Raw genomic sequence first — 15,316 nt, 5'->3', positions numbered from 1 at the left:
CCCTTGCGGGTCGCGCGTTGTCGTTTTCAGGCCGGCGCGCGAGCCGGCGGCCGCGGGCCTCAGCCGCCGCGGGTCGAGGGCACGGCCGGGTTCGTCGTCGTAGCGCCGCCGTTACCGCGCTGGGTGCGGTCATGGCGCGCCTTCTGCATGCCGCTCGCCAGTTCCTGCTGCGTCAGCTTGCCGTCGCGGTTTGCGTCGAGGCGGTCGAAGCGCTCGCCCAGCCGCGGCATGCCGGCCTGGGCCTCCTGCTTGCTCAGCGCGCCGTCGGCGTCCTTGTCCGCGGCCTTGAAGCGCTCGTCGAAGCGCTGGCGCATCTCGGCGCGATGCTGCTCGAACTGGGCCTTGCGATAGGCGCCCATTTCGGCGCGCTCCAGCTTGCCGTCCTTGTTGGCGTCGACCTTGTCGAAGAACGCGTTCGACTCGGCCCTGGAGATCGCGCCGTCGCCGTCGGTGTCCACCGACTTCATGAACATCGCGCCGTGCATGCCGTGGTGGTGACCGTGGCGATGATGCCCGTGGCCCTTGCCGTGCTCGCCGTGGCGATGCATGCCGTCGTGGCGCGGGGCGGCCTGTTCGGGCGCGGTGGCCGCGGCCGGAGGAGCCGCCGAGGGGGCAGGCGTAGCGGTCTGTGCGAAGGCGCTGCCGCCGACTGCGAGGAACACCGCCGAAGCGGCCAGCAGTTGCTGGAGGGGGCGGGAGGTGAAATGGCGTTGCATATCTGGTTCCTTTCGTCTGAACAGGTCTCACTGACCTTGTACCGATTAGAACGCAGCAGATGCGGGGAAGTTGATGAGATTAATACGATGTTACCGGGCTCACAGAATGGCCTGTGCAGCGTAATGCGTGGCAATATTCGCGAATATCGCGACCGGTTGGGCGCGGCCTCAATCCTTGGCCGCGAACGGCTGGCCACCGGCCAGGCCGTCAGGCTGTTGCTGCTGTGGCTGCTGCTGCGGCACGGCACCCTGCGGCATCGGCGCGGAGGCCGGCACTACCTGGGGCACGGGCATCGGCGTGGACAGTGGCGCGGCGGCGCCCGCCGGCGGGGTCGCCGGCAGCGCGCCGGCCCGCGGCGCGCCACGCGAGGCAACGGGCTCCGCAGGCAGGATGATCTCCTGGCGCACGCCGCCGCGATCGATCACCACCGCGCGGCCGCGGATCTCGGCCAGCTTGATCTGCGGCGAGATCGCGCCGCCCGCGCGTACCGCCTTGGGCGGGCCGCCGTCGACCGAGACGATGGCCGCGCCGGTGCCGCTGCCCAGTTCCGCCACCACGCCGAGCAGGCGCACGTCGCGCACGCCCGACTGCGGCGTGCCGCCGAACAGCGTCGCCACGGCGCCGGTCTCGACCGCTTCGGTCTGCGCCACGCGCGCGGTCTTGGGCACGGGGATGGTGTCCATCGCGCTGAAGCGCAGCACCCACCAGGTGACCAGCGCGCACAGGGCGATAAACAGCGCCACGGTGGCGGCGCGCGGCAGCCAGGCGGTGGCACCACCGATGCGGAGAGCGGGCTGAAGAGTCAGGGGCACGGCAATGAACGCGGATGACGCGGGAACTCGGACGCGGCAAGCGTAACAGAGCGGCATGGCAGTTGTCTTTCCCGGCCGTCGCACGCGCCGCCGCGCCGCGCCGGTACGCGGGCACATCGGGCCGTCACACGCCGGGAGTTATACTGAGCGACCATCCGGTCCACGCCGTGCACGCGGCCAGCATCGTGCCCGGCCGACCGCGCAGACTTTCCATAAGGCTTGAACCGATGCGCAGATCCGCTTTGCTGTTTTCCCGCCGTTCCGCTTCCATGCGTCCCGCTTCCTCGAATCCCTCCCCGAACACTTCCGCCGCCCTCGCCGCGCGTGCGGCCGGCAAGCGCCGCGCCGCGGGCTTCACGCTGATCGAGATCATGGTGGTCATCGTGATTCTCGGCGTGCTGGCCGCGTTGGTGGTGCCCAAGATCATGAGCCGTCCCGACGAGGCGCGCATCGTCGCGGCGCGCCAGGACATCTCCTCCATCATGCAGGCGCTCAAGCTGTACCGGCTCGACAACAGCCGCTATCCGACCACCGAGCAGGGCCTGGCCGCGCTGGTGAGCCGGCCCACCACCGAGCCGATCCCGAACAACTGGAAGGGCGGCGGCTATCTGGAAAAGCTGCCGAAGGATCCGTGGGGCCAGCCCTACCAGTACCTGAACCCGGGCGTGCGCGGCGAGATCGACGTATTCAGCCTCGGTGCCGACGGCCAGGCCGGCGGCAGCGCCAACGACGCCGACATCGGCAACTGGGAATAAGCTCCCCGGCCCGCCGCCCCTCAGCCGCACCCTCGCCACCATGACGTTCCATCCGCGCCGCGCGCCGGCCGCCGGCCTCCGGGCGCGGCGGGCGCGCGGCTTCACGCTGCTCGAGTTGCTGGTGGTGATGGTGATCGCCGGCATCGTGGTGTCGATGGTCGCCATCAATGCCACGCCCAACGAGCGCGGCCGCGTGCTCGACGACGGACAGCGCGTGGCGCGCCTGTTCGAGCTGGCGCAGGAGGAAGCGCAGCTGCGCGCCCGCGCCATCGCCTGGGAGGCGGACCGCGGCGGCTGGCGCTTCCTGGAGGCCTCGCCGTCCGGCTGGATTCCGCTGGCGGGCGACCTGTTCGGCCCGCACCCGTGGCGCCTGCCGCTCGACGGCGTCTCCGTGCTGTCGGGCGCGGCCGGCACCGGCAATGGTCCGGCGCGCCTGGTCTTCGGCCGCGAGTGGATCGACGCGCCGCAGCGGCTGGTACTGGTGCGCGGGGCCATCCGCGTCGAGGTGGCCGGCGATGGCAGCGGCCGCTATTTCGCCAACGCGCAATGACCCCGCTTTCCTCCGGGCACCGGACCCGGCGCGGACCGCCGGCCCGCGGCTTTACGCTGATCGAGGTGCTGGTGGCGCTCACCATCCTGGCCGTCGCGCTGACGGCGGCGATGCGGGCGATGGGCTCGATGATCGACGCCGGCACCTCGCTGCAAACGCGCATGCTCGCGACCTGGAGCGCGGAGAACCATCTGGCCGCGCTGCGCCTGGGCAAGGTCTGGCCCGAACCCGGCACGCGCGGCGTCAATTGTCCGCAGGGCGGCGTCGCGCTGTACTGCGAGGAGACCGTTTCCGGCACGCCCAACCCGGCGTTTCGCCGCGTGGAGATCGCGGTCTATCCCTCGGCCTCCGACAAGTCCGTCCGGCTGGCCTGGCTAGTCACCATCCTTCCCCATGAAACGCGCAACGTGCTGTAGGCCCGGCAGCGGACGCACCGGCGCGCGCGGCTTCACGCTGATCGAGATGCTGGTGGCCATCACGCTGCTGGCGGTGATGGCCGTCATCGCCTGGCGCGGGCTCGACGCGATGACGCGCGGCAGCGAGCGGCTGACCGACCACGATGCGCGGCTGAACGCCCTCAAGCTGCTCTACGGCCAGTTCCAGACCGACTGCGAGCATCTGGCCGACCCGGCCGCGCTCCAGGCCAGTCCGCTCGAGATGTCCCCCGGCCAGCTGCTGCTGGTGCGGGACCGCCGCGACGAGGGCCGGCCCGCTGCCTGGCAGGTGGTGGCCTACCGGCTGGACGGCAACACCGTGGTGCGCGCGGCCGCCGCGCCGGTGCAGAGCCGGCAGGCGGTGCAGTCGGCGCTGCTGGCCTTGCGCGGCGCGGAGCCGGCGGCGGGCATCGTCGCGCGCCCGCTGGTGCCCGATGCGGACCAGCTGTTCGGCCGCGCCTGGGTCGAGCCGGTCGGCTGGCTCGCCGACACCGGCCGGGTGCGCGCCGCACTGCCCATCGTGCCCGCCGGGGTGCGGGCCGCGGCGGACCAGACCGACGCCAGCGCGGCGGCCGCCAACAACGCGGCCATCGGCGCGCGCGCCGGCGTGGTGCGCGCCGTCGAGCTGACCATCAGCGCGCGCATGGGCGACGGCAATACGCCGCGCCGCTACCAGAAGGTCTGCATGACCGGCCTATGAAGACCGCCCGCCCTCGCTTCGCTCCCCTCGCATCGCGCCCGCGGCTCGGCCGCCCACCGCGCGGTGCCGCCGTGGTGACCGCGCTGCTGGTCGTCACGCTGGCCGTGGTGGTGGTATCGGGCATGCTGTGGCGCCAACAGGTCCAGATCCGCTCGGTGGAGAACCAGCGCCTGGTGGCGCAGGCCGCGTGGATCGAGCGCGCCGCCGTGGACTGGGCGCGCCTGATCCTGCGCGACGACCAGCGCCGCTCCCGCGTGGACCATCTCGGGGAGCCGTGGGCCGTGCCCATCGCGGAGACGCGGCTGTCCGACTTCCTCGGCGCGGGCCTGCGCACGGACCAGTCCGGCGAAACGTCTTTCCTGTCGGGGCGCATCGTGGACGCGCAGGCGCGCCTGAACCTGACCAACCTTGTGCTGTGGACGGCATCGGCGGAAGGCCGCACCGCCACCGTTGACCCGGCCGCGCTGGCCGCCTACCGGCGCCTGCTGCAGACGCTCGGGCTCAATGCCTCGCTGGCCGAACCCACGGCCCGCTACCTGCTCGATGCCGAGCGCGGCGGCACGGGGTCGGGACGGCCCGCGCCGCGCCCGCTCGACGGCGTCGACGACCTGCTGGCGATTCCCGGCTACAGCCCGGAGCTGATCCGCACGTTGTCGCCGTTCGTCGTGGTGCTGCCCGAGCGCACCACGGTCAACGCCAATACCGCCGAGGCCGAGGTGCTGGCGGCGGTCATCGACAAGCTGCCGCTCGATCGCGCGCGCGAACTGGTACGCCAGCGCGATCGTGCCTACTTCAACAACCTGGGCGACGTGCAGACGCAGCTGAGCGCCATCGCGCCGCAGGCCGATACCGATACGACCGGCGGCACGCTCGATGTGCGCTCCCACTACTTCCTGATCTATGGCCTGGTGCGGCACGAGCGCGCGAGCCGCCTGCAGGTGTCGCTGATCCACCGGGCCGACGTGCTGGGCACGGCCAGTGCGACGCGCATCGTATGGATGCGCGACACCGACCGGCTGCCGGAGCAGCGCTGACCGGGAACCCGTGGAAAACCCGAGCGCCCGGCCGCGCCGCGGGGCGTAGACTATTGACGCCAATCCGCCACAAAGGCACTGTATGCTGTTGCCTGGCGGAAGCGCCTTTTCCGCCACCCGTCACCGCACGTCCGACGCGGCGCGCCAGCGCGGCATCGGCCGCTATCGCCGCCCGTGGCGCGGCAGCCCGGCGCACCGGGCCGACCGTGTGACCAAACACGCAGTAAGGACATCTTGAGTACCACCCTGTACGTTCGTCTGCCGCACCGGCCGCACGACCAGCCCCAGCCTTGGCATTTCGGCGCGCTGCCGTTTGCGCTGGTCCGCGCGCCGCTGGCGGACAAGGGCAAGGGCAAGGCCGGGCGCCTTGCCGCCACCGGGCCCCATCTGTTGCGCGAGGGCCACGCCACTGTCGAGGCCCTGCCCGCCGCAGACCGGCTCGTGCTGATCCTGGCCGCCAGCGACGTGCTGCTGACCCCCGCCACTGTGCCGCCGCTGGCGCCCGCGCGCCTGCAACTGGCACTGCCAAACCTGGTGGAAGACGTACTGGCCGCCGACGCGCAGCCGTGTCACATCGCCGTCGGTCCCGCGCTGGACGAGCCGGCCACCGGCAAGGCCGCGCGCGGTGCGCGCCGCCGCCTGCTGATGGTGACCGAGCGCGCCTGGCTGCGCGCCGTGCTCGACGCCTTCGCCGGCCACCGCCATCGCACCCGCCATGTGCTGCCCGCGCAGCTGTGCCTGCCGCTGTCGACGCTCGACGAGGCGCCGGCGGCCACGCTCGCGCTCGAAGCCGCCGCCGATGCGGTGGCGGCCGACGCCTCGCTGCTCGGCGCCGACGAGATCGCCGCCGCCCCGGCCGCGTCCGGCGCGCGCCAGTGGCAGCTCACGGTGCGCACCGGTCCCGCGGCCGGCTATGGCCTGCTGCTGGGCGACGATGCGCTCGCGGCCTGGCAGGCGCTGGCCCCTCCGGGCGTCTGGTACGGCGACCGCGCCGCCGCCGACGCCATGGCCGTGCAGCCGCTGACCTGGCAGACCTGGATCGACGGCGCACAGCAGAGCCTGCACGACCGCTCGCTCGACCTGGCCCAGTTCGAATTCGGCCAGGGCCGCGCCGACCGCTGGAACCTGCGCGCCTGGCGCTGGCCCGTGGCGCTGGCCGCCGGCCTGCTGCTGGTGCAGCTGGTCGGCATGAACGCGCACTGGCTGATGCTGCGCCAGGAGCAGCAACGCCTGCAGGCCGCGCAGACGCAGGCGCTGCGCGCCGCCTTCCCGCAGACGCCGGTGGTGGTGGACCCGCCGCTGCAGATGCGCCGGCAGGTCGAGCAGTTGCGCGTGGCCAGCGGCCGCAGCACGCCCGACGATTTCCTGCCGCTGGCGGACCGCTTCGCGCAGGCCGGACGCCAGCTCGCGCCCGACGCGCTGCGCGCGCTCGAATACCGCGGCCGCACCCTCTACGTCACGCTCAAACCCGGCACCGACACCGCGGCGCTGCGCAGCGCCGCGCGCCAGGCCGGCCTGACGATGGAAGAGGACAAGGGCCCGTCCGACGCCGCGCGGGGCATTCCCGGCGCCGCGCCGCAGGAAGGCTCGCGCTGGACCATCAAGCCCTCGCTGTAGCCCTTTCGCCCATGCCCCGTCGACCGCGCCCATCCATGCTTCGCCCGCAATGCCGATAAAGACCAACCTCTCCGCCCGCGGCCCGGCCGCCTCCGGCCTGTCCGCGCGCCTGTCCAGGCTGCGCCCGCGCGTGCCCGCCCGCTTGAGGGAGCGCTTCGACGCCTTCTGGTCGGCCCGCAACCCGCGCGAGCAGGCGATCCTGGCCGGCGGCGGCGCGGTGCTGGCGCTGGTGCTTGGCTACCTCGTGCTGTGGGAGCCGGCGGCCGACGGCCGCGCCGCGCTGACGCGCACCCTGCCGGCGCAGCGCGCGCAGCTGGCCGAGATGGAGACGCTGGCGCAGGAGGCGCGCGGCCTGTCGGCCAGCCCCGCCCCCGCGCTGCGCGGCGAGGCGCTGACCCAGGCGCTGCAGGACAGCCTGGGGCAGCACGGCCTGAAGGCCACGCGGCTGTCCGCCACCGGCGACAGCGCGGTGCAGGTGCAGCTGGACAAGGTGCCGTTCGGCGCGGTGGCCAGCTGGCTGCAGGACGTGCGCCAGCAGCAGCGGATGAAAGTGACCGAGACCCGCATCGTGTACGTGGGCGCCACCGCGGTGGTCAATGTCACCGCCACCCTGCAGGGACCCGGCAGCACAGGTGCCGGCAGCGGCGGCGGACGCGGCTGATGGCGCGGCTGGAAGCGCTCAGGCTGGCGCGGCGCGATGTCCGTCCGGCACGGATCGGACGCACGCTGGGCTGGCTGGTGCTGGGCCTGGCGGCCGTGCTGGCGACCATCGCCGCGGCGCTGCCCGCGGCGTGGCTGGCCGACGGCATTGCGCAGCGCACCGAGCGGCGCGTGCTGCTGGCCGATGCCGAAGGCACGCTGTGGCGCGGCAGCGCGACGCTGGCGCTGTCCGCCGGCGCCGGCAGCGCCACCGCGACCGTGCTGCCCGGCCGGCTGCAGTGGTCGGTCGCGTTCTGGCCGCTGCTGACCGGCTCGCTGCGCCTGTCGCTGAACCATACCGAGGCGATGGCCGCTCCCGTGGCCGTCACCGTGACGCCCACCGGCTGGCGCGCGCAGTCCGGCGCGCTGCGGCTGCCGGCCTCCCTGCTCGAAGGCGTGGGCGCGCCGTTCAACACCCTGCGCCCGGACGGACTGATGCGCGTGGACTGGTCCTCGCTGCGCGGGCGCTTCTTCGCCGGCGGCGGCGAGCCTGCCGGCATGCAGGGCCATCTGAGCCTGCGCATCGAACAAGTATCATCGGCGGTCAGCCGGCTGCGGCCGCTTGGCAGCTACCGCGCCGAAATCGACTGGGCGGGCGCCACCGGCACGCTCAGGCTGACCACCATCGACGGACCGCTGCACCTGGAGGGCGGCGGTCCGCTGGGACGCCGGGCCCGCTTCGAGGGCACCGCGCGCGCCGATCCCGATGCCGAAACCCAGTTGGCGGCCCTGTTGAGCCTGCTGGGACGACGTGAGAACAATGTGACCAGGCTGCGCTTTTGAGAGAGCCGGCGATGGCAGGCGCGGCCTAAGCCGCGCAGGCCCCGCCATGCAGCACCCGAACCAACTATGACGACATCAGCTCACCGCCCTTTCTTCAAGACCGCCTGCGCACGCGCGACCCTGCTGCTGTGCGGACTGTCGCTGCTGGCCCCCGCCCCGCTGTGGGCCCAGCAGCCGAACCAGCCGAGCGCGCCGCCCGACATCACGCCGCGCAACCGCGACCAGGTCGTGCTGAACTTCGTCAATGCGGATCTGGACGCGGTGGTCAAGGCCGTCGGCCAGGCCACCGGCAAGAACTTCGTGATCGACCCGCGCGTCAAGGGCACGGTCAATCTGGTGACCGAGGAACCGGTGTCGCGGGCGCAGGCGCTGCAGACGCTCGGTTCGGTGCTGCGCATGCAGGGCTACGCGATGGTGGAGAGCAACGGCTTTACCAAGGTCGTGCCCGAGGCCGACGCCAAGCTGCAGGGCTCGCCCACCGTGATCGGCGGCGCGCCCAGCCGCGGCGACCAGGTGGTGACGCAGGTCTTCCGCCTCAACTACGAATCGGCCAACGCGCTGGTGCCGGTGCTGCGCCCGATGATCGCGCCCAACAACACGATCACCGCGTACCCGGCCAATAACACGCTGGTAATCACGGACTACGCGGACAATCTGCGGCGCATCGCCCGCATCATCGCCGCCATCGACGCGCCGGCCTCCGGCGAGGTCGAGCTCATTCCGCTGCGCCACGCCATCGCCAGCGATGCGGCCATCGTGCTGCAAAAGCTGCTGGACCCGGCCGCCGCGGTGGGGGTGCCCGGCGGCGGCGGCGCGGCGGGCGGCGACGCCAGCCTGCGCACCACCGTGGTGGCCGAGCCGCGCAGCAATTCGCTGATGATCCGCGCCTCCAGCCGCGCCCGGGTGCAGCAGGCGCGCCAGCTGATCGAGAAGCTGGACCAGCCCCATGCCCGCGCCGGCAATATCTGGGTGGTGCCGCTGAAGAACGCGGACGCCGTCAAGCTGGCGCCGACGCTGCGCGCGATCGTCGCCGCCGACAGTACCTTCAACGTATCGCAGACGGGCACGGGCGCGGGCGCGACGGCCGGCGGCATCGCCAACCTGCAGACCGCCGCCACGCAGGCGAGCCCGCAGTTTACCGGCGGCAACACCGGCAGCGCCGGCGTGGCCGGCATGGGCATGGGCTCGGGCCAGGGCGGCAACTCCGCCTTCGCGGCCTCGTTCGCGCCGAACCAGGCACCCACCACCGGCGGCATCATCCAGGCCGACCCGGCCACCAACTCGCTGATCATCACCGCCAGCGAGACCGTGTACCGCAGCCTGCGCAGCGTGATCGACGACCTGGACGCGCGCCGCGCGCAGGTCTATATCGAATCGATGATCGTCGAAGTCTCGTCCACGCAGTCCGGCCAGCTCGGCATCCAGTGGCAGGGGCTGATCAGCTCGTCCGGCGGCAACAACAACTTCTTTGCCGGCACCAACTTCGGCACCGGCGGGCAGAACATCATCAACCTGACCGGCGCGGTGGCCGCGATCCGCGAGGGCGGCGCCGGCGCGATCCCGGATGTCGCGGGACTGGTGCCCGACGTGGCCGGCCTGAACGTGGGCGTGGTCAACACCGCGCTGGGGCTGGGCGCGCTGCTGCGGGCGCTGGGCACCGACGGCAGCGTCAACCTGCTGTCCACCCCGAACCTGATCACGCTGGAAAACGAGGAAGCCAAGATCCTGATCGGCCAGAACATCCCGATCACGACCGGCTCCTACGCGCAGAACAACGCCGTGGGCGGCGGCACGCCCTTCAACACGTTCGACCGCAAGGACGTGGGCATCACGCTGCGCGTCAAGCCGCAGATCACCGACGGCGGGCTGGTGCGGCTGCAGATCTTCCAGGAGTCGTCGTCGGTGGTGCCGAGCACCGCCGCGCTGATCCAGGGCCCGACCACCAACGTGCGCTCGATCGAGACCAACGTGCTGGTCAACGACGGCCAGATCATCGTGCTGGGCGGCCTGATCGAGGACAACTACAGCGACGGCGTGCAGAAGGTGCCGCTGCTGGGCGACCTGCCGCTGGTCGGCGGCCTGTTCCGCTACGAGAACAAGGCGCGCGGCAAGACCAACCTGCTGGTGTTCCTGCGGCCCTACGTGATGCGCACCTCCGGCGCCACCGACCGCATCTCGCAGGACCGCTACGGCTATATGCGCGCGCAGCAGCAGGGCTACGTGTCGCCCAACATCATGCTGCGCTCGGGCGAGACGCCGGTGCTGCCGCCGGCCGACGCGCCCGGCGCGCCGTTCGTCGACCCGCGCGCCAACGGGCCGGTGCCCGGACCGCTGCCGGTGCCGCAGACCCTGCCGCCGCCGGAGCCACGGCCGCCCGCGACCGGGCCCGCCCCGGGCAGCACGCCCGCGCCCGTCGCTCCGGCCGCGCCGCCCGTCCGTGCGCCGGCGCCCAGCGTCCCGGCCAACGAAACCGGCACGCCGTCGGCATTCAGCCAGGGCGGCTGAGCGAAGGGGATCGCCATGGTTGAACCGCATCTCTCGACGCCGCCCGCCGCGTCCCCCGCCGGGCCGGCCACGGCGCCACCGCGTCCGCTGCCGCCCGCCGCGCCGCTTGCCGCACAGTCTGCCGAGCTGGAGCCGCCCTCGCCGATGGCCGCGCGCCTCGTGTCCTACGGCTTCGCGCGCGAAGGCAAGCTGCTGATCGCCCACCAGCGCCCCGACGGGCTGGAGGTGTGGGTGAGCGCCGCCACCGCGCCCGCGGCGCTGGCCGAAGTGGCCCGCGTGCATGGCGCGCTGCGCCTGCGCGTGATGGATCCGGACGCGGTCGAGCGCGCCATGACGGACGCCTACAACCGGCAGGACGGCAGCGCCGCGCAGGTGGTGGGCGAGGTCGAGGGCGAGGTGGACCTGTCGCGGCTGATGCAGGACATCCCCGCCGTGGAAGACCTGCTGGAGTCCGAGGACGACGCGCCGATCATCCGCATGATCAACGCGCTGCTGACCCAGGCGGCGCGCGAGGGTGCCTCCGATATCCATATCGAGCCCTTCGAGTCGGCGTCGGTGGTGCGCTTTCGCGTCGACGGCACGCTGCGCGACGTGGTGCGGCCCAAGAAGGCGCTGCACGGCGCGCTGATCTCGCGCATCAAGATCATGGCGCAGCTCGATATCGCCGAGAAACGCCTGCCGCAGGATGGCCGCATCACGCTGCGCGTGGGCGGCCGGCCGGTCGACGTGCGGGTCTCCACGCTGCCCACTGGCCACGGCGAGCGCGCGGTGCTGCGTCTGCTGGACAAGGAGGCGGGCCGGCTGGATCTGGCCAAGCTCGGCATGGAGCGCGACACGCTGGCCAGCTTCGACGCGCTGATCCGCCAGCCCCACGGCATCGTGCTGGTGACCGGCCCGACCGGCTCGGGCAAGACCACCACGCTGTACGCGGCGCTGTCGCGGCTCGATGCGCAGGCCACCAACATCATGACGGTGGAGGACCCGATCGAGTACGACCTGGACGGCATCGGCCAGACCCAGGTCAACGCGCGCATCGACATGACCTTCGCCAAGGCCCTGCGCGCCATCCTGCGCCAGGACCCGGACGTGGTGATGATCGGCGAAATCCGCGACCTGGAGACCGCGCAGATCGCGGTGCAGGCCTCGCTGACCGGCCACCTGGTGCTGGCCACGCTGCACACCAACGACTCGGCTTCGGCGGTGACCCGCCTGGTCGACATGGGGATCGAGCCCTTCCTGCTGTCCTCGTCGCTGCTGGGTGTGCTCGCGCAGCGCCTGGTACGCCGGCTGTGCCCGCACTGCAAGCGCGAGGAGACCATCGAGGTCACCCCGGCGCAGGCCGAGGCGCTGCTGGCCGAAGGCAGGCCGCTGCAACGCGTGTGGCACCCGGTGGGCTGCGACAAGTGCGGCCAGTCGGGCTACCAGGGGCGCATGGGCGTCTACGAGCTGCTGGCCGTGGACGACGCGATCCGTACCATGATCCACCGCCAGTCGCCCGAGTCCGAGATCAAGGAAGTCGCGCTGGCGCGCGGCATGCACACCATGCGGCGCGATGCGCAGCGCTGGATCGACAGCGGCGCGACCTCGCTCGAAGAGGTGCTGCGCGTGACGGGCGACTGAGGGGCGGTCCATCGATGGCTAAACACGATATGCAGGATATGCACCGGCCATGACCGCCTTCCGCTACGAAGCCGTCGATGCCGTCGGCAAGACCGACCGGGGCGTGATCGAGGCCGACAGCCCCAAGCAGGCGCGCAACCAGCTGCGCACGCGCGGGCTCACGCCGCTGACGGTGGCCGCCATCGGCAGCGCCGAGGCGGCGCGCCGCAATACCGCGGGCGGCATCGTGCGCCGCCTCTCGACGCAGGAACTGGCGCTGTTCACGCGCCAGCTCGCCAGCCTGATCGTCGCCGGCCTGCCGCTGGACGAGGCGCTGGCCGCGCTGGCCGACCAGGCCGAACGCGCCTATGTGCACGAGCTGCTGGCCAATGTGCGCGCCGACGTGATGGGCGGCAACGCGCTCTCGGCTGCGCTGATGCAGCATCCCCGCGATTTTCCCGACATCTACCGCGCGCTGGTCTCTGCCGGCGAGCATTCCGGTCATCTGGGCGTGGTGCTCGAGCGCCTTGCCACCTATATCGAGACGCGCAATCAGTTGACGGCCAAGATCCGGCTGGCGTTCACCTATCCGGCCATCGTCACCGTGGTGGCGTTCGCCATCGTGATCTTCCTGCTGTCGTACGTGGTGCCGCAGGTGGTCAGCGTGTTCGCCAACACCAAGCAGAAGCTGCCGACGCTGACCATCGTGATGCTGGCGCTGTCCGACTTCGTGCGCAACTGGTGGTGGGCGGCGCTGGCCGTGATCGTCGCGGTCGCGCTGCTGGTGCGCAGCGTGCTGCGCCAGCCGGACGTGCGCCTCGAATGGCATCGCTGGCTGCTGACCGCGCCGCTGGTGGGCAAGCTGATCCGCGGCTACAACACCGCGCGCTTTGCCAGCACGCTGGCCATCCTGGTATCGGCGGGCGTGCCGATCCTGCGCAGCCTGCAGGCCGCGGGCGAGACGCTGACCAACGATGCGCTCAAGGCCAATGTGGAAGACGCCACCACGCGGGTGCGCGAAGGCGCGTCGCTGGCGCGCGCGCTGGCCGCGCAGAACCAGTTTCCGCCGGTGCTGGTGCATCTGATCCGCTCGGGCGAGGCCACCGGCAACCTGCCGGTGATGCTGGAGCGCGCGGCGCAAGGCGAAGGCCAGGAACTGGAGCGGCGCACGCTGTTCCTCACCAGCCTGCTGGAGCCGCTGTTGATCCTGACGATGGGGGTGGTGGTACTGCTGATCGTGCTGGCGGTGCTGATGCCGATCATCGAGATCAATCAGCTGGTGCGGTAGGGGATCGGGCACCGGGGCTTCGGCGGGCGGTCACCCTCACCCCCGGCCCCTCTCCCGCGGGCGGGAGAGGGAAGCGAACCGGCAGTACGGGGCAGGCAAGCAGCCATTGCGCTCGCACACCGACGGTGTGCTCCCTCTCCCGCTAGCGGGAGAGGGTCGGGGCGAGGGTGACCGCCCGCAACCGCGACAAATCCCGCCCGTCTTATTCCGCCGCCTTCGCCGACTTGCGCGGCGCGCGCTTGCGCGGGGCCGCGCTGCGGCGCTTGGTGGCCGGTGCGGGAGCGGCCGGCTCGGCGACGTTCCCGTTGACATCGTCTTCCCGCTCGTCCTCGTCCTCCTCGGGCGTGTCGACCGCGGCCATGGTCGCCGGCACCAGCACCGCGCTGTCGATCGGCCAGGGCGTCTCGCTCAGCTTGACCTCAGGCTTGCGCTGCGGACGGCGCGCGCGGCTCCGGGACCTGTCGTTCTCCACCGGGGGTTCGGCGTCCGCCGCCGGCGTGGGCGCGGCATCGTCGGGCACGGACTCGCGCGGCGCGGGGGCCTGTTCCGGCATGGATGGCGGCGCCTGGTCGGGGATGACCGGCGGCAGCGTAGCGACTTCCACTTCAGGCATGGCCGGCGGCTGCTGGCGTTGCGCCTGCGCCAGGCGCTCGCCCGTCTGCGGCTCGGCGGCGCGCTCCTGGCCGCGCTGGTCGCCTTGCCGAGGTTCCCTGCCCTCGCCCTGCCGGCCCTGTCCGCGCCCTTCGCCTTGCCGGCCCTCGTGCCGCCCTTCCTGACGCCCTTCTTGACGCCCTTCTTGACGTCCTTCCTGACGTCCTTCCTGCCGGCCCTCTTCCTGCCGGGCCTCGCCCTCGCCCTTGTTCCGGCGCTTGAGCCGCACCCACAGCGTCTTGTTGTTGCCGCCGTTGCGCGTCTCCACCTCGAACAGGCCCGTGGCGGTCACCAGCTCGGAAAGCTTGCCGTAGCCGTAGTTGCGCGAATCGAATTCCGGCGCCTGCTTGGCGATATGGGTGCCCATGCTGCCCAGCGTGGTCCAGCCCTCCTCGTCGGACACGGCCTGCGCCGCCGACTGCAGCAGCCGCACCAGGCGCGAGTCCTGGCGCAGTTCGCCGCCGTTGCGCTTGCGAGTGGGCGCGACGGTCTCGTCGGCCTCGCCCTCGGCGCGCAGCACGTCCGAGTAGATGAACTTGTCGCAGGCGGTCACGAAAGGCTTGGGCGTCTTGCGCTCGCCGAAGCCGTACACGGTCAGCCCCTGTTCGCGGATGCGCGAGGCCAGCCGCGTGAAGTCGCTATCGCTGGAGACGATGCAGAAGCCGTCGAAGCGGCCCGTGTACAACAGGTCCATCGCGTCGATGATCATCGCGCTGTCGGTGGCGTTCTTGCCCACTGTGTAGCGGAACTGCTGGATCGGCTGAATGGAATGCGACAGCAGGCATTCCTTCCAGCCCGACAGGTTGGGCTTGGTCCAGTCGCCGTAGATGCGCTTGACCGCGGCGACGCCGTACTTGGCCACTTCGGCCAGCAGGCCTTCGACGATGCCGGGCGCGGCGTTGTCCGCGTCGATCAATACGGCCAGGGTCGCGGTGCCCTGGCGGGAAGAGGTATTCATGTCTGGTCCTGGAGGCCGGTCGGCCTCGGAGTGGGTTGTACCGCCGCCTGGGTGGGGCGTCCGTTTCGGCTTGGATGCAGCGCAGTGTACACGCCAGCCCTTGTCCATCCGGGAAACCGAGGGGAAGCGGGGGCCGCACATGGTGCGCCGCGCCGTGCCGGCAACTCCGCTGCGGTGCTACCATGCCGCACAGAGACACGGTCGCGCAAGCCTT

15 protein-coding genes are annotated in these 15,316 nt (G+C 71.9%); 11 read left to right on the top strand and 4 right to left on the bottom strand.

Translation table 11 applies throughout. From position 1 onward, the window contains the following. Positions 1-59: 59 nt before the first annotated feature. The 3 genes from LDO27_RS24435 to LDO27_RS24425 all read right to left on the bottom strand — a co-directional run bounded on the left by LDO27_RS24435 (position 60) and on the right by LDO27_RS24425 (position 1,911). The gene (locus tag LDO27_RS24435; protein ID WP_224044497.1) at positions 60-716 is read right to left on the bottom strand and encodes an EF-hand domain-containing protein; all 657 of its coding nucleotides are present in this window, start codon (positions 714-716) and stop codon (positions 60-62) included. A gap of 168 nt (positions 717-884) precedes the next feature. Continuing rightward, on the bottom strand, positions 885-1,529 hold the full coding sequence (locus LDO27_RS24430) for a type II secretion system protein N (RefSeq protein ID WP_224044496.1): 645 nt from the start codon (positions 1,527-1,529) through the stop codon (positions 885-887). 124 nt (positions 1,530-1,653) lie between these two features. Further along, entirely contained in the window at positions 1,654-1,911 is a 258-nt protein-coding gene (locus LDO27_RS24425; RefSeq protein WP_224044511.1) for a hypothetical protein, read from the bottom strand. Here LDO27_RS24425 and gspG point away from each other — a divergent pair. From gspG to gspF, 11 genes are all read left to right on the top strand, one after another. Further along, positions 1,901-2,284 (top strand): type II secretion system major pseudopilin GspG, encoded by a 384-nt coding sequence (gene gspG, locus LDO27_RS24420; RefSeq protein WP_233472373.1) that lies wholly within the window; start codon positions 1,901-1,903, stop codon positions 2,282-2,284. The two genes, LDO27_RS24425 and gspG, sit on opposite strands and share 11 nt — an antisense overlap. 40 nt (positions 2,285-2,324) lie before the next feature. Beyond that, positions 2,325-2,834, top strand: coding sequence for a GspH/FimT family pseudopilin (locus tag LDO27_RS24415; protein ID WP_222203233.1), 510 nt, complete (start codon positions 2,325-2,327; stop codon positions 2,832-2,834). After that, positions 2,831-3,250, top strand: a complete 420-nt coding sequence (gene gspI, locus LDO27_RS24410; protein ID WP_222203232.1) for a type II secretion system minor pseudopilin GspI — start codon at positions 2,831-2,833, stop codon at positions 3,248-3,250. Before LDO27_RS24415 ends, gspI begins: the two co-directional genes overlap by 4 nt. Further along, complete coding sequence (locus tag LDO27_RS24405) at positions 3,228-3,968, top strand: PulJ/GspJ family protein (RefSeq protein ID WP_224044494.1); 741 nt, start codon at positions 3,228-3,230, stop codon at positions 3,966-3,968. Before gspI ends, LDO27_RS24405 begins: the two co-directional genes overlap by 23 nt. Next, complete coding sequence (gene gspK, locus LDO27_RS24400) at positions 3,965-5,002, top strand: type II secretion system minor pseudopilin GspK (RefSeq protein WP_224044492.1); 1,038 nt, start codon at positions 3,965-3,967, stop codon at positions 5,000-5,002. Before LDO27_RS24405 ends, gspK begins: the two co-directional genes overlap by 4 nt. Positions 5,003-5,236: 234 nt before the next feature. After that, complete coding sequence (gene gspL / locus LDO27_RS24395; protein WP_224044490.1) at positions 5,237-6,619, top strand: type II secretion system protein GspL; 1,383 nt, start codon at positions 5,237-5,239, stop codon at positions 6,617-6,619. Positions 6,620-6,668: 49 nt separating this feature from the next. Continuing rightward, on the top strand, positions 6,669-7,280 hold the full coding sequence (locus tag LDO27_RS24390; RefSeq protein ID WP_224044488.1) for a type II secretion system protein M: 612 nt from the start codon (positions 6,669-6,671) through the stop codon (positions 7,278-7,280). Further along, on the top strand, positions 7,280-8,101 hold the full coding sequence (locus LDO27_RS24385) for a type II secretion system protein N (RefSeq protein ID WP_224044487.1): 822 nt from the start codon (positions 7,280-7,282) through the stop codon (positions 8,099-8,101). The genes LDO27_RS24390 and LDO27_RS24385 overlap by 1 nt, the downstream gene beginning before the upstream one ends. Before the next feature lie 66 nt (positions 8,102-8,167). Then, positions 8,168-10,606: a type II secretion system secretin GspD gene (gspD, locus tag LDO27_RS24380; protein ID WP_224044486.1), complete on the top strand. Its 2,439-nt coding sequence runs from the start codon at positions 8,168-8,170 to the stop codon at positions 10,604-10,606. A 15-nt stretch (positions 10,607-10,621) separates the two neighbouring features. Next, positions 10,622-12,226: a type II secretion system ATPase GspE gene (gene gspE / locus LDO27_RS24375; protein ID WP_224044485.1), complete on the top strand. Its 1,605-nt coding sequence runs from the start codon at positions 10,622-10,624 to the stop codon at positions 12,224-12,226. A 49-nt stretch (positions 12,227-12,275) separates the two neighbouring features. Beyond that, a complete protein-coding gene (gene gspF, locus LDO27_RS24370; RefSeq protein ID WP_222203224.1) occupies positions 12,276-13,493 on the top strand; it encodes a type II secretion system inner membrane protein GspF in 1,218 nt (405 codons plus the stop codon). 202 nt (positions 13,494-13,695) lie between these two features. Here gspF and LDO27_RS24365 read toward each other — a convergent pair whose 3' ends face one another. Beyond that, the gene (locus LDO27_RS24365; protein ID WP_224044484.1) at positions 13,696-15,102 is read right to left on the bottom strand and encodes an NYN domain-containing protein; all 1,407 of its coding nucleotides are present in this window, start codon (positions 15,100-15,102) and stop codon (positions 13,696-13,698) included. Positions 15,103-15,316: the final 214 nt, after the last annotated feature.

Origin of the sequence: Cupriavidus respiraculi (assembly GCF_914271545.1) — a bacterium.
GTDB lineage: Bacteria > Pseudomonadota > Gammaproteobacteria > Burkholderiales > Burkholderiaceae > Cupriavidus > Cupriavidus respiraculi.
Note: the sequence above shows the minus strand (reverse complement) of the source record. Positions and strands in the feature narration are given on the sequence as shown.

Excerpts from the sequence above, each read along its gene's own strand:
- LDO27_RS24435 (WP_224044497.1), bottom strand. The coding sequence starts at position 716 with ATGCAACGCCATTTCACCTCCCGCCCCCTCCAGCAACTGCTGGCCGCT.
- gspG (WP_233472373.1), top strand. The coding sequence starts at position 1,901 with ATGGTGGTCATCGTGATTCTCGGCGTGCTGGCCGCGTTGGTGGTGCCC.
- LDO27_RS24425 (WP_224044511.1), bottom strand. The coding sequence starts at position 1,911 with ATGACCACCATGATCTCGATCAGCGTGAAGCCCGCGGCGCGGCGCTTG.
- LDO27_RS24415 (WP_222203233.1), top strand. The coding sequence starts at position 2,325 with ATGACGTTCCATCCGCGCCGCGCGCCGGCCGCCGGCCTCCGGGCGCGG.
- gspI (WP_222203232.1), top strand. The coding sequence starts at position 2,831 with ATGACCCCGCTTTCCTCCGGGCACCGGACCCGGCGCGGACCGCCGGCC.
- LDO27_RS24405 (WP_224044494.1), top strand. The coding sequence starts at position 3,228 with ATGAAACGCGCAACGTGCTGTAGGCCCGGCAGCGGACGCACCGGCGCG.
- gspK (WP_224044492.1), top strand. The coding sequence starts at position 3,965 with ATGAAGACCGCCCGCCCTCGCTTCGCTCCCCTCGCATCGCGCCCGCGG.
- LDO27_RS24390 (WP_224044488.1), top strand. The coding sequence starts at position 6,669 with ATGCCGATAAAGACCAACCTCTCCGCCCGCGGCCCGGCCGCCTCCGGC.
- LDO27_RS24385 (WP_224044487.1), top strand. The coding sequence starts at position 7,280 with ATGGCGCGGCTGGAAGCGCTCAGGCTGGCGCGGCGCGATGTCCGTCCG.
- gspD (WP_224044486.1), top strand. The coding sequence starts at position 8,168 with ATGACGACATCAGCTCACCGCCCTTTCTTCAAGACCGCCTGCGCACGC.
- gspE (WP_224044485.1), top strand. The coding sequence starts at position 10,622 with ATGGTTGAACCGCATCTCTCGACGCCGCCCGCCGCGTCCCCCGCCGGG.
- gspF (WP_222203224.1), top strand. The coding sequence starts at position 12,276 with ATGACCGCCTTCCGCTACGAAGCCGTCGATGCCGTCGGCAAGACCGAC.
- LDO27_RS24365 (WP_224044484.1), bottom strand. The coding sequence starts at position 15,102 with ATGAATACCTCTTCCCGCCAGGGCACCGCGACCCTGGCCGTATTGATC.